11 protein-coding genes are annotated in these 13,671 nt (G+C 57.4%); 1 reads left to right on the top strand and 10 read right to left on the bottom strand.

Translation table 11 applies throughout. From position 1 onward, the window contains the following. Nucleotides 1-4: 4 nt before the first annotated feature. Nucleotides 5-1,183, bottom strand: a complete 1,179-nt coding sequence (locus EC9_RS21770) for a hypothetical protein (RefSeq protein WP_145348177.1) — start codon at nt 1,181-1,183, stop codon at nt 5-7. A 233-nt stretch (nt 1,184-1,416) separates the two neighbouring features. Between EC9_RS21770 and EC9_RS21765 the strand changes: the two genes are divergently transcribed. After that, nucleotides 1,417-2,664, top strand: a complete 1,248-nt coding sequence (locus EC9_RS21765; protein WP_145348176.1) for a putative sugar nucleotidyl transferase — start codon at nt 1,417-1,419, stop codon at nt 2,662-2,664. Nucleotides 2,665-2,711: 47 nt separating this feature from the next. Here the strand turns inward: EC9_RS21765 and EC9_RS21760 are convergent, their stop codons facing one another. The 9 genes from EC9_RS21760 to EC9_RS21720 form a co-directional block, all read right to left on the bottom strand. Beyond that, complete coding sequence (locus tag EC9_RS21760) at nt 2,712-6,137, bottom strand: efflux RND transporter permease subunit (protein WP_145348175.1); 3,426 nt, start codon at nt 6,135-6,137, stop codon at nt 2,712-2,714. Nucleotides 6,138-6,275: 138 nt separating this feature from the next. Then, on the bottom strand, nt 6,276-7,889 hold the full coding sequence (locus EC9_RS21755; RefSeq protein ID WP_145348174.1) for an efflux RND transporter periplasmic adaptor subunit: 1,614 nt from the start codon (nt 7,887-7,889) through the stop codon (nt 6,276-6,278). Between the two features lie 33 nt (nt 7,890-7,922). Next, nucleotides 7,923-8,555: a CerR family C-terminal domain-containing protein gene (locus EC9_RS21750; protein WP_145123551.1), complete on the bottom strand. Its 633-nt coding sequence runs from the start codon at nt 8,553-8,555 to the stop codon at nt 7,923-7,925. 244 nt (nt 8,556-8,799) lie between these two features. After that, nucleotides 8,800-9,240: an acetyltransferase gene (locus tag EC9_RS21745; protein ID WP_145348173.1), complete on the bottom strand. Its 441-nt coding sequence runs from the start codon at nt 9,238-9,240 to the stop codon at nt 8,800-8,802. Nucleotides 9,241-9,368: 128 nt separating this feature from the next. Beyond that, entirely contained in the window at nt 9,369-10,328 is a 960-nt protein-coding gene (locus EC9_RS21740) for a dihydrodipicolinate synthase family protein (protein WP_145348172.1), read from the bottom strand. Nucleotides 10,329-11,147: 819 nt separating this feature from the next. Further along, on the bottom strand, nt 11,148-11,516 hold the full coding sequence (locus tag EC9_RS21735) for a type II toxin-antitoxin system RelE/ParE family toxin (protein WP_145348171.1): 369 nt from the start codon (nt 11,514-11,516) through the stop codon (nt 11,148-11,150). Beyond that, nucleotides 11,425-11,667, bottom strand: coding sequence for an addiction module protein (locus EC9_RS27385; protein ID WP_145348170.1), 243 nt, complete (start codon nt 11,665-11,667; stop codon nt 11,425-11,427). Before EC9_RS27385 ends, EC9_RS21735 begins: the two co-directional genes overlap by 92 nt. A 170-nt stretch (nt 11,668-11,837) precedes the next feature. Continuing rightward, nucleotides 11,838-12,161 carry a zinc-ribbon domain containing protein gene (locus EC9_RS21725; protein WP_145349289.1) on the bottom strand — a complete coding sequence of 108 codons (324 nt, stop codon included), beginning with the start codon at nt 12,159-12,161 and terminating at the stop codon, nt 11,838-11,840. Nucleotides 12,162-12,616: 455 nt separating this feature from the next. Beyond that, a complete protein-coding gene (locus EC9_RS21720; protein WP_261342892.1) occupies nt 12,617-13,519 on the bottom strand; it encodes a DMT family transporter in 903 nt (300 codons plus the stop codon). Nucleotides 13,520-13,671: the final 152 nt, after the last annotated feature.

The raw sequence follows: 13,671 nt of genomic DNA, 5'->3' as shown, positions 1-13,671 counted from the left end.
CAGATTATCTGCCTGCCAGCAGACGCTGTCCCAAGTCGTGAGCAGCATCCCGCTCTTGTTCGTTTTCAAAGCCGAGCGTCTGTTCGCCGTAGATCGTGATCGGGTCGGCTTGCAGGTCGCGAAAGCCGACCGTTCGCGGGTCGACGCCTCGCAAATGCAACAGCAGTGCCAACGCCGTGTCGCGGACTTGCGTTTGGATTGCGCGACGGCGTCGCGATGCGATCTGCCATACCTGACAGACGCGTTGATCCTGCAGGGCGTCGGTCAACCGAGATCCAGCCGCTTGCGGATGGTGGGCGACAAGAAAGAATAACGCCGTCTGTACCGATGCGGGCGAGGCGTGGTTTTCGTCGAGTGTCTTGTTGGCCAATCGTTCTGCGATTTGGTCGCAATCGTAGAGCATTGCGATTCGCAACGTCGACCGCGTCGCCGCCGTGCTCGCCTGACGCTGCAGCCAGCTGCGCACCAATCGCATCGTCGCGGTGCTGTTGTTGCCATGCTTCAAACTGTGAATCGTGGGGCCGCACTGCAACCCGCAACGGATATGGCTGCCCAGCACTGGAACTTGGCAGATCTTTGCATTGGTTCCCGCCAGCAATAACATGCTCCAGGTCAACAGGTCTCCCGAATTCAACCGTTGGGCGTCGGGGGAGAGGTAACGCTGTTGGTCTTCCAGTTGGTTTTCGATGTCATAGCTTGGATCGTCGTAAACGCGTTGCAGCCACGCCATGAACGAACCGTCGCGTTGCAACAGGCGGTTGAACAACCCGCGAGCCGAAGCGTCGTCGCCACAGGCGGCGGCGAACGGTTGCCAGCCGGGCAATTGGTAGTCGTGGTGGGGATCGTATTCGAAGAGTAGATGTTGCAACTCGCGCGCGGTCCGGCGTTCCCGAATCTCGATCAGCAACCGCTGACACTGCAAGCGAATCTCCGCGTCGTCGCTGTCCAGCCCCAAGCGGAGCGGTTCGATCGCCGTATCCCCGGCGGCGACAAAGGCTCGCGACGTTCGTTCGCGCATCCGATAGCTGGACGCTCCCAGACGATCGATCTGCAGATCCAGTCGCTGCTCCACCGGTTCGACCAAATCTTCCGCCGAGAGAGCGCGAGACGGATCGCACGTCAGCGATGCGATCACGAACAGCCAGGCGCTCAGCGAGGTGGGAGAAGCGAATGTGTGCGTCATATGAAAAGAAGAGAGTTCGCGTTGAGTCGCTGTTTCTAACGAATTATGGTCCGCGATGTCGGGCCGGGTTGGGTTGACCAAAGCAATCTTGCTGCACGATACTTGCACTCCGGTCGCACAACCGTTGCAACCGGTACGTTTTGACGGCCGACACCACCGGTCGCTCTCCCCACGCTAGCGTTCGCCAGCCTGGGGTAACTCCATTCGTCGCGCTCTCAATTGGATTGAATTTGATGCGGATCTTGCTCTTCGAAGACAGTTCGACCGACCAACTGGCTCCAATCACCGTCAGCCGCCCGGCGTATGCGATTACCTGCGCCAGCTATCGCTTGATCGATTGGGTCCGCCGCATGAACGCCTCGATCGCCGGCGAGGTTCGAGCGTATCTGCAACCGATCCAACAAGCCGACTTTGCCGACCTCCAGAGCCCCGCGGATTGGCAACAGGGAAGCGAACCGGTCCTGGCGATCAACGCGCGGTGTGTCCCTAGCATCGAGAACTTCCAAGCATTCCAGCGGATTGCCGCCCGCCAAAACTCAGGGATCGTGAAATCGGGACACGACGTCGCGGCGATCCTGTTGATGCCGCAAGATCTGATCCGATCGAAATCGTTGCCCGGGACAAGCGTCAGCCAGCAGATGATGGCGGTCGACGGGATCGCACCGATCGACGAATCGGTGGCGATGTTCGACTGGCCTCACGAAGTCGTCCGCTGGCACATGCAATTGATGAATGCGTCGCTGGAAGACCGGATCGCCCAGGGCAATTACGAACAGCGCGAAGATGGCGTGTTCCTCGCCCCCGGTGCCAAGATCGGCGACTACGCGGTGATCGACACTTCCGAAGGCCCAATCCTGTTAGACGAAAACGTTACGGTCGGACCGTTTTGTTATCTCAGCGGCCCCGTCTACGCGGGACCGGGAACTCGCGTGATCGAACACGCGGCCCTTAAGGATGGCGTGTCGCTAGGGCATACGGTGAAGATCGGCGGCGAGGTCGAAGCGTCGGTGATCGAACCCTACACCAACAAGCAGCATCACGGATTTCTGGGGCACAGCTACCTAGGCAGCTGGATCAACCTCGGTGCTGGAACCTGTAACAGCGATCTGAAGAACACCTACGGCCGGATCAACATCGAATACGACGACCGCAAGATGGCGACGGAGATGCAGTTCCTGGGTTGCATCGTCGGCGACTACTCCAAGTCGGCGATCAATACAGGCATCTTCACCGGCAAGGTGATCGGCGTCTGCAGCATGCTGTATGGGTTCGTCACGCAAAACGTCCCCAGCTTTATGAACTACGCCCAGATCTTTGGGCAAGTCGCCGAGATCCCAGCCGACGTGATGGTCGCAACCCAGGCGCGGATGTTCGCCCGCCGAAAGGTTCAACAGCGGCAGTGCGACATCGACCTGATTCGCGCGATGTATGACCAGACCAGCAGCCAACGCGAACAGGTCGATCACTCCGAGATCTTTTAGTTTCCTGGCGGGCGAACTCAGCAGGCAACCCGCCTTGCGGTCGCACATCAGTCGGTCGACGGATGCGTTTGGATCTCGAGGTTCGTCGCTGTGTGATCGGTATAGGGAATGCCAAACCGATCCAGCATCTTCAAGTACAGCATGTACAGGATCGGGACCATAAACAGCACCAGCGCGGTGGCGGTCAACAATCCAAACGCCAAACTTGTCGCCATCGGAATCAGCAACTGAGCTTGGAAAGAGCGTTCCATCAACAGCGGCAACAATCCCGCGATCGTGGTGAAACTGGTTAAGATCACCGGCCGGAAGCGGCGTTGCCCCGATTCCATCAATGCCATCACCGGCGGTTCGCCGGCGCGGATCCGGGAATTGATGAAGTCGACAAGGACGATCGAATCGTTGACCACCACGCCCGCCAACGCGACCAGCCCAAACATGCTGAACAGCGACAGCGGCAAGCCCATTAACGCGTGCCCCCAGACAGCTCCGATCATCCCGAACGGAATGATCGCCAAGATCAGCAGCGGTTGGAAATAGCTGCGGAACTGAAGCACCAGCAGGATGAACATGCAGAACATCGCCACGCCAAATCCGATCATCAAACTGCCGACCGACTCGCGACTCTGTTCCTGCTGCCCCTCCCAACGAATACTTACGCCGGGGAAACTTTCCTGCAGCGTCGGTTCGAACTCTCGCTGCAAGTAGGTCACGATATCGGAACCGTTTGCCTTGGTTTCGTCGATGTCGGCGGTAATCGTGATCGAGCGGCGTTGATCGACGCGATTGATCTCGGAAAATCCGCGACGGATATCGAGCTCGGCCAATTCGGTGATCGGCCGCTCCACCGACTCCATCTGGTTCGGTGCGTCGGTGCGGACAAAGATCTCGTTGAAGTTTCCCAGCGTGCTCCGCTGTTCCTTGGGATACCGGACCATCAATTTAACTTCATTGCGGCCCCGCTGCAGACGCATCACTTCCGCACCGTAATAGGCATTCCGAACCGTTTCGCCCAAATCGGTTGGCGTCACGCCGGTCGCCAACGCATCCTCTTTCACCTTGAACTGAAATTCCCACTTGCCCGGCGTGTTGTCGTCGCGGATATCAAACACACCCTCTTTGCTGGCCAATTGCGCCTTCGCCGCTTCGGTCGCCAATTCCAACGCGTCCATCTTGTCAGCCGGAGCCAACAGCTTGAATTCGATAGCCGCTCCGCCGGGGCCCATGTCCTCGGTTCCAAAGACGACGCTCTCGGCACCTGGCAGTTCGCCGACCGCATCGCGCCAGCGATTCAACAGATCGCTCGACTTAGTCGTTCGGACGTTGGTGTCGTACAATTCGACCAACACCTGCCCGGCGTGGCTGCCACTGGTCGTCTGCTCCGCCGCGCCGCCTCCGGTTGTCATCGATCCAACTTGGCGAAACGTCAGCTTCACCGGGCCGGTCATATTCAGTGGGCTGTCGGGATACAACTCCAGCGGTGTCTTGTTCTCCGCTGCCGATCGCTCCGCCGCGATCTCGGCACTCACTTGCCGAATCGCTTGCTCCATCTTTTGCGTCGCCGCGTCGGTGATCGCGACCGGCGTCCCGTCGGGAAAGACAACCGTCGCTTTGACGTTGTTGCTATCGAGCTTGGGGAACAGATTTTTCTGCACGATCCCGCCGCGGACCATTCCCACCGTGACGATCAACATTCCGATCGCGATGCTGATCGGGATCGTCGGGAACTGCAACGCGTATTTGAAGACGGGCAGATAGACATGCTCAGCAAACCACTCCAAACCGCGACTGCTACGGCTTCCGACCGCCGACAACAACATTCCGACCGGACGCAGCGGATACAACAGCACGTTCAGGAAACGGAAGAAGCCCGAGTGTTCGTGAGCCAGGTGAGCCGGCAGGACAAACAAACTTTCCAACAGCGAAATCACTAGCATCGCGATCACAGCAAACGGGATCACAGCCATGAACTTCCCCATCACGCCGGAGACAAAAAACATCGGCGAAAATGCGATCACAGTCGTCGAGACCGAAGCGGTGACGCTAGGCAAAACCTCCGCCGCACCATCGATTGCCGCTCGCAATCGCTTCTTCCCCTGCTGGCGATGAGCGAAGATGTTCTCCCCCACGATGATCGCATCGTCGACCACGATCCCCAGCGCGACCAGGAACGAAAACAGACTCAACATGTTCAGCGTCTTGTCGCCGTACCACAGAATACATCCGGCCCCGAGGATCGAGATCGGAATCCCCAGCGCCACCCAAAATGCGAGTCGCAGTTCCAGGAACAGGGCCAACACCAAAAAGACCAACGCCAACCCCGACGCACCGTTGCGGATCAATAGACTCAAACGATCCTGCACGTCTTGGCTGGTGTCGCCCCAAACGACCAACTTGTATCCCGGTGGCAACCGCGGTGCCAATCCGCCAGCTTTTGGTTCGGCATCGGCCGCCTCCGCTTCCGGATCCTGATCGGCGTCGGAACTGCGGGTGAGCCACTTTTTCAGTCGCTGGAAACGGCTGACGCCTTGCGGTTCGGGAGGCAACGCGCGATCGACATACTCGCGGACCTCGCGGACCATCGCCAGCAGATCTTCGCTTTTGGTCCGCTCGACGTTGACGACCATCGCCGGTTCGCCATTGATTTCGCTGATGCTGGTCAGATCTTCAAAGGCATCGCGAACGGTGCCGATATCGTTGACGGTCAGCACCGAACCGTTGGATTGCGTGATGATCGGCAGCCGCCCGATCTCATCGCCAAAGCGACCTTTGTTCTTCGCTCGCAGCAATACCTCCTGACCGTCGGACTTCAATTGCCCGCCGGGTAATTCGATGTTCCGCGCCCGCAGGATCGCAGCGATCTGTTTTAGCGACAGCCCATATTTGCGCAACATCTCCTCGGAGACTTCGACATCGATCTGGAACGGTTTGGCCCCCATGATGCTGGTTGCCGAAACGGTTTTCAATTGCAACAGATCGTCGCGCAGATCTTCGACCACGCTACGCAGGCGCAGTTCGGAATCGGGGTCGTCGGTTCGCGGACCGACCACGGCAACGCGGATCGCGGGCGTCCGGAAGGTGATCTGTTGGACCGTCGGTTCTTCGGTCAGATCGGGAAAGCTGGGAATCCGAGCGACTTCGCGATCGATCTCGTTCAGCACCTTTTGCACATCGGCCACGTCGGCCTGCAATTCCATGATCACGCTGCCGCTGCCTTCTTGAGCGATCGAGGTGACCTTCTTGATCCCTTCGATCGACCGCACCGCTTCTTCGATCTTCTGGCAGATCCCGTCTTCGACATCCTCGGGCGTGGCACCGGGATAGGGAACCGTCACCACGACGATCTCCAATTCGAACTCCGGAAACACCTCGCGACGCATGCCGTAGAAACAGGCAGCGCCCAACAGCATCGTAGCCAGCATGATCACGTTCATGCCTGGCGAATTGGTGATCGCCCAACGAATGACACTTTTCATAGGACTCTTTAACGCTTTTCGTTTTTCGTTGTTTGTGTTTCGCGATTCGCTGCATCATCACAACTTGCGATGGCTGCGCCTTAGATGCGGCGGGAGCGACGCGGATCGTCGCACCGTCGCGGCAAGCCCCATGGGGATCTATTGAGCGACCGACCGCTCGCCCAACTTGGTGTCGACAACGCGAGCGACGCTGCCACCAGTCGACTTCGGCGCGGGAACTCGAATCAAATCGGTGCCGTCTCCCGCAACGCCTCCCAGCGGCGAAACGACGACAAAATTGCCCGGCTCCAGATCGCCGTTGCGCGATTCACAAATCCAATACTTTTCGTCCTCGGCCCCCTTCGTCGGAAGCGTTACCGAAACGATCGGCGTGATTCGGTCCAACACCACCAAACGCCCCGCGGTCCACGCCTGGAGTTCGAACGGCGAAGCAGCCACTTCCGGCCCGGACGCCTGCGCCGACGTCGATTCGCCCGGCGATTCCACCGCCAATACGCTTGCGTCGGGCTGGAACTTCCAGATCCGATTGCCAGGCTGCAGCGCCAAGTTGGGAACCAACGAAAGCGACGACTGCGGTTTCACGTGCAAGATGACTCGCACAAACATCCCCCGCACAAGCGCCTTGGGACCCTGCATCCGCTGACTCAACGCTTCCCCTTCACCAGCCCTGTCGCCGGTCACATCAGCTGGCCGATCGACGACCAATCGAACCGGCACCATCCGGCTCTGCGCGTCGACTCCAATCCCATCGTATCGCTCCAACGTTCCCTCCCACGAATAGACCGAATCGCGTTGGTTGATGCGATATTCGATCGTCGCAGGGGTCGGCGGCAGGCTGTAACTGCGGCTGTCGAGCGACGAATCGGCAGCATGCTGGTGAGCCTGATCCAACACCCAGTACAACTGGTCCATCCGCAGATTTGCAGCGACCTCAGCCTTGGATGTATCCTCCATCGTGACCATCACCGCACCGCGTTGGATGAACGAATTGACCTCGACATCTTCGCGAAAGATCACGCCATCGATCGGTGCTTCGATGCTGGTTCGCTCCAGGTTCTTGCGAGCCAGTTCCAGCTGAGTCTCCACGCGCTGCTCCGCTGTCTCTTGGCGGATGCGACGCTTCCGCAGCAGCGCCAATTGGTTTTCAAATCCGATCCGAGTGTTCAACGCCTGCAGACGCGACTGCTGTGCTTGATCCAACTCGGTTTCACTAGCAAATCCCTTGGGCAACCGCGCCAACCGCGCGATCTCTTGGTCCCGCAACAGCTCATCGTCTTTGGCAACTTCGATCAACTTCTCGACGTTGGTAATCTCTTGATCGATCTCACGCAGCGATTCGTATTCCGATTTCTTCTCTTGTTCCAAGCGTTTCAATTCCAGTTCGTAATCGGTGGGATCGATCCGAAATAGAACGTCCCCCTTTTGAACATAATTGCCCGCTTCGACCGTCGGCGATTTGTAGATGATCGTCCCCGCCACCTCGGTCGCGACTTGAATCTCGCGATAGGGAACCACCTCTCCCTCCAACGCGATATCGATAACGCCATCCACCTTGTCCAACGACAGCACCGGCATCACCTCGGCGGGAGCCAGTCGCTGCATCTGAGCGGCGATCGAATTGCTAGGGTCGGGGCGTTCGGGGGGCGTCGTCACGCCGAGTTCGCGGAAGATGAGAATACAGGCGACCAGAGTTGCCGTCGGCAACACGACACCCGAGATCAATTTGTGGAACTTTGAATAGAGACGTTTCATAGTCGTTTTTCGATTAGTTTTGATAAGAACGCGCTAGCGAATCAATTCGCGAAGTCTTGCTTGATGCTTGACGAATCCTGCGTTGGCTGCCGCCGCCATCGCGACGCTGGTGATGTGGACCGCCAATTCATCGATATCCAGCTCCGCCGCCAATCCTCGCTGGATCAGCAACGCGTTGACCGCGTTTTCGCAAACGCCATAGTGGAAACACTGGCCGATCACCGTAAAACTAAGATGCATCAATGAACTTGGATCGATCGGTTCCCCCACCAGTTCCGCGAGGTTTTGATACAACTGATCCTGGATCGGCGCAAAGTGATCTTTGACGATATCTTCCATCGCTTCGGTAGGCTGCTGCAGTTCGCGTATCAACAACCGCACCTGCCATCCATCGTCTTCGTTGGTGTCGAACATCCGCTGCAACAGCGTCCGGACAAATGCAAACAATCGCTCCGTCGGATCCGTTTGCACAGCCGGGTCGGGGATCGGAAACCGACGCGACTCCTCATCGCGAATCAGCCGCACGACGGCCCGGTACAACCCCATCTTATCGCCAAAATAATACGCGACGCTGGCGATGTTCACTCCCGCCGCGGCACAGATCTCGCGGACGGTTGCGTTTTGATAACCGCGAGCAGCAAATACCCGCCCCGCTGCGTTGAGCAAACGATTGCGAGTGTCCTCGTCGGGAACAGTCGTCGAACGAATGGCTTCACCTCGTTAATCTGCGATTTAAACACCTGTTTAAAACAATTGTTTAAGTTGCTCAAAAAGTCAAGCCGAATCGGTTCAAAGCCGGAAAAATTAACAGCCTCCCGCAAACCGCAGCGTCGGTTCTCGGCGGTCCGCGAAGCGAGGTGGCAAACGAGCTCAAAACCGCAGCTTTCGCTAGCTTTTACGAGAGAAAAGCCTACTCGGCCGGGTCCCGCAGATGCAGGATCGGGAAGGGCATCCCGGCGCTATCGAGCTCCGAACGCCCCTCCACGACAAACCCCAGCGACCGATAAAACGCTAGCGCCGCGGGGTTCTGTTCGTTGACATCGACTCGCAATCGCCCCTTCAGATCTCGAGCGTGATCGACCATCCGCCGCCCCCCGCCGCGGCGACGATGTTCGGGGGCCAGAAACAGAGCTTCGAGCTTATCATCCGCTAGCCCCATGAAACCGATCGGCTCATCCGCAGCGTCGGCCAACACCCAAATCTCTAGATCGACCAACGCGTGATCGCGAACCAGCGGCAGGATCCGCTCGATGTCGGCTTCACTCAGGAAGTCGTGTGTCGCCCGAACCGAACGCAACCAGATATCGACAAGCGAATCACGCTCGGTTTCGGCTGCTTTCCGTATCTCCATGGATGTTCCTTTCCCTCGTTTTGGGTGACAAGCAATAGGTCGATGCGCGAGACATCGGCCTCGTTCCAAGTATCCCTTGGAGGCGATTCCGGCTGCAAGATATGGTGACGCGACCGCCTTTGCGACGCTCAGGAACCATTCTCGTAAACCGTGGAAGGGGTAATTCGAGCTTCCGATAGCAGTGAGCCGATGCGTTCAATCTCAGGGCGTTCGAGCTTCACTAGCGGCGGGCGCACATGCGCAGCGTCGAGTCTGTCGAGCAGCACGAGCGCTTCCTTCATGCGGTTGTGCATGTCGAGAAGAGGGTCGCAGTAAAACGCCCGGACGGTCGGGTAGATGCGGTCGTTGATGGATCGGGCCGTTTCCAAGTCGTTCATCTGGACTGCTTGATACAGAGCAACTTGAAGGTCGGCGATCACGCTGCCGGCGCCAGAAAGCAAACCGTCGCAACCGAGTACCAGCGAACTCAGCAACCACATGCTGTGAGTCGTCAGAACCTTAACTGGCCGTTCGAGTCCGTGAAGTTCGCGGATGTGGCGTTCGTGAAGGTGAGGGTCGTTGCACCAGTCCTTGATCGCTCGGATCGATGGAAACTCGGTGCAGAGCTGCAGCAAAGTGTCCAGTGGGTAACCAAGTCCGCTGCTCATCGGGTACTGAAACAGGATTAACGGCAGGTCGGTAGATTTAGCGATCGCGCCGATGTGGGCGAGGGCACACTCAGGGCGTTGCTGGCCACCCAATGTCAGCACGTCGGAGGGAAATACCAGCAGGCCATCAGCTCCGGCCGTCGCCGCCATGGTGGCGATACGGCACGCTTCACTAGTGTCTCCGGCGTGGACACCCGCCACCAACGGCACTCGTCCAGCGACTTCGTCGCGGGCGATTTCAATGCTCCGCCGCTGTTCATCGAAGGTGAGCGAATGAACCTCGGCGGCATGTCCGTTGGTGGTGATCGCGGTGACGTCCGCGACGCCTGCGAGATCGCTCAGATGACGCCGGTAAGCAGTCTCGTCGATCTTCAGGCGGGCGTCGAACGGCATCAGGCAGGCGGGGATAACGCCTTTGGGATCGAACTGTTCGTTACTCATTGAGCGGGGCTGTCCACGAGGTTGGGAGGGGGAGTGAATTAAATTTTGCCTCTGGCGCCAAACGGTCTTTCGTCTGTCGGTGTTCCCAAGGGACACACCGACCGTGAACGTAATTTTCTAGCGTCCCATTCGATCCGACGTCGTGTGTCCGAGTGGAGTTTGTTGCCAGTCAAATGTGGGCGAAGCGAACGGCGTCAATCAATTGTATCTGTCTACCAACGCCAGCGAGCGTGACCGATCAAAGAAGGTTCCCGACGTCCAGGAAATGTTGTCCGGCGTTTGAAGCTGCGAAAAAGATAGAGCCCAATTCGTCCAGCTGTCAAATGTAGTCCACCAAGAGTCGACACCGCTAAAACCACGCGAAGTCTTGGGCGACGGAATGCTGCGTTAGACAGGTGTGCCACTAACGAAACAAATGAGCGAAACGTAATGACAGTGAATGTGGAGACCTACACAATTTGAAATAGTCTGTCGGCATATAGAAATCGTTTTGCGGTAAGTTGACGCCGGCCCGCGTTGGCCGAATTGGGGACGCTCGTTCTCGCTCATCGACGCAAATGATCCAGCTGCCCAGTCAGCGTTCCGATTTCTCTCAGATCGACAAACGGGAGGGTTTTACGTCGCCGTTCGCCGCCGCAGAGAACGACATTGAACTACGAAAGATCCTGTCAAGACCAACGCCCATCGCCAAACAGCGAAGGCGGTCGCGGGCTGGCACCAGATGGAACGTGACCGAAGCGATCGACGTTGCCCACCAAAAAACTCTTAAGCGACGACAGACGCGACCTTGCGTAAAAGCTCTGTTAGGCGATCGGAACGCTATCGGCCACGCCAATATCCAGGGCGGCGTTTTGCGTGGGCAACGGCAATGATGACGATACGATCGTCGTCGACCCGAAAAACTATTTGAAACGGAAACTTGATGACGCTGCAGGATTGGTGCCGATCGTCGATGTTGATGAACCGTTTGGGGGCGTCCATGATTGACGTAATAGCTATGTCAACAGCGACCAGGAAATTGCGTGCAGCTCTCGAACTTCGTTCGGTGTACCATTCGGCGGATTCGGAAAGTTCAATTGTCGCAGCAGGGTGGAAGTCAACCTGCATCACCGACACCGTGTTTGCCGAACAATCGAGCGCGAATCGTTGACCAGTTCTCGGTTTCGGCAGTGCCAGCGTCAATCTCATTGCTACGACGGTCGATCTCTGCGAGCCACTCGGGTGAAAGCCGCGGTGGATGGTCGTCGGGAACGGACGAGGCTAAGTCGTCGATCAGTCGAAGGCGGTCGTTAATCGGCAATTGCGTCGCGTTTGCGAGAATGTCTTGGTATTGGGACATGGCTAGGTCGCCTAACGGGAGGTGTTCGCGGCACCGCCGTGAACGAAGCGGTTGACGCTGTGTAAGTGGAATTGTACCAGCGTCATCGTCCGTTGCCAAAGAGCGAAGGTGAACACGCAGCGACTTGCCGTAAAAAAACGATGTTATAAGCCCTGACCCCGCCAAGAGAGTCAGCCATTATCTGTGGCGTCATCTGCTGACTGCATCTGTTTGCGTTGCAGTTCCTTAGCGTCCTTTAGGCGGTTGCGACATTCGCGACAACGAACAGCGGTCGCATGCAACGATCCCTTTGCAGTCTCATAGAACCACTTCTGTTGTTTCGCGGTCCACACCTCATCGCTTCCGCAATCGCAACACTTGAACGCGACGTCAACGTAGAAGGTTTTCGGTGAACCGTAGGAGGAGATTGGCACCTGCCGTGTCGTGTCCGCAGCAACCGCGCCGGGTGGCAAGCCACCTTCAGCGATACGGCGTTTTTGACGGCGACGATTCATCGAAACTGAGGGCGGATTACGGAATGGTGGCAAGACACCGCCCTGGACGAAACGAGCGACGCCTGAGCTGCGATAGATTGTACCAAGGCCAACTGACGTTGCCGAAAACGAAGGCCTGGCGTAGCAGGGGCAAATGACTGTTGGGGGGCCATCTTGATAACCCAACGCGTAAACAAGACGCCGGGTGAATCTCTCGCTTACGCGTCGGGTTACCATTTCCAAAGACGCTCCTGTTTGGAGGAGTGAATAGCCCTGGCGATCGCAGGTTTGAAGCGGATGGAGCGCGACCGAAGCGATTGGTCGTTGCCAGCGGACAGGCTCGCAAAAGACGACAGCCGCGAACATGCGTAGAAAAGCATGTTGGACGCCTCGTCGAATTTAAAGTTTGTGTGCGACGACTGAGAGCAGAACGAGCCCATCACTGAAGCGAACATCTTAGATGGAATGCTCGGCGATTAGCACTGACTTGCCGCTACCGCAGGTTTCTTCTTCCATAAGATGCACAAGCCCGACACGATAACCAGTCCCGATCCAATCAGCATTTGAACACTCAATCGTTCGCCAAATAGCAAGACGCCAAGGCCGACTCCGAAGAGCAGACGCGTGTATCTAAACGGAGTTACCGCGGAGACCTCGCCGGTTCGCATCGCTTTCATTAACGAGGCGTAGGCGGCCACTCCTACCAGAACCGAACCAGCCAAGTAGAGGGAAGCGTCGACATTGGGCCAGACGAAGCTAGCTCGCCCCCATGCGGAGATCAGAAAGCCGGCCACCAAGACTGATAGGAAACCGTACAGTCCGAGAATCGCTGTACTTACCGTGATCGGTGCAGCTCGGCTGGCCAAGTCCCGCCCTGCAAAGCCAAGCAGCCCAATGACCGCCAAAACGGAGAGCATCGAAAAGCTATCGCTTCCGGGACCAACCACGATCACAACGCCGATCAAACCCACGAAAACAGCGATCCATCTGCGGACCCCCACCTTCTCGTTAAAGACGATCGCGGCACCCAGAATCACGACTAGCGGAGTTGCTTGCAGGATCACCGTAGTCGCCGACAGGGGAGTCAGTGAGATCGCGAGCACGTAAAACAGACGCCCAGCAGTCTCGAACAGCATCCGGAAACGCATCGCTGGAGAGAATGCATCCGAAGTGAACAGTTGGTCTCTGTTTAGCTTGGCGATAGACGCAAACAACAACGCTCCGCCGAAGCCGAAGATAATCAGTATTTGGCCGACCGGAAGCACCGCTGCGGCAGCTTTGACAAGCGTGTCCTCGACAGCGAATGCGGCCATGGAGATGACCATCCAGATTGATCCGATCAAGTTGCTTCGATCGTCGTTACCAAATTTAGTGAACACGAATTTCCATTGCGATCTCTGGATTGGGGGGATTATTCGAGACGTCCAACGGGAGGGTTTTACGTCGCCGATCATTATCGAAGCGGGTGACATTAAGCAGCGGGTGATCTTATCAAGGCTTGCGAGTGTTGCCAAACGGTGACGGTGATCGC

It is taken from the genome of Rosistilla ulvae, assembly GCF_007741475.1.
In the GTDB taxonomy this organism is placed as follows: Bacteria; Planctomycetota; Planctomycetia; order Pirellulales; family Pirellulaceae; genus Rosistilla; species Rosistilla ulvae.
The sequence above is the reverse complement of the archived record's forward strand: the minus strand, read 5'-3'. Positions and strand labels throughout refer to the sequence as shown.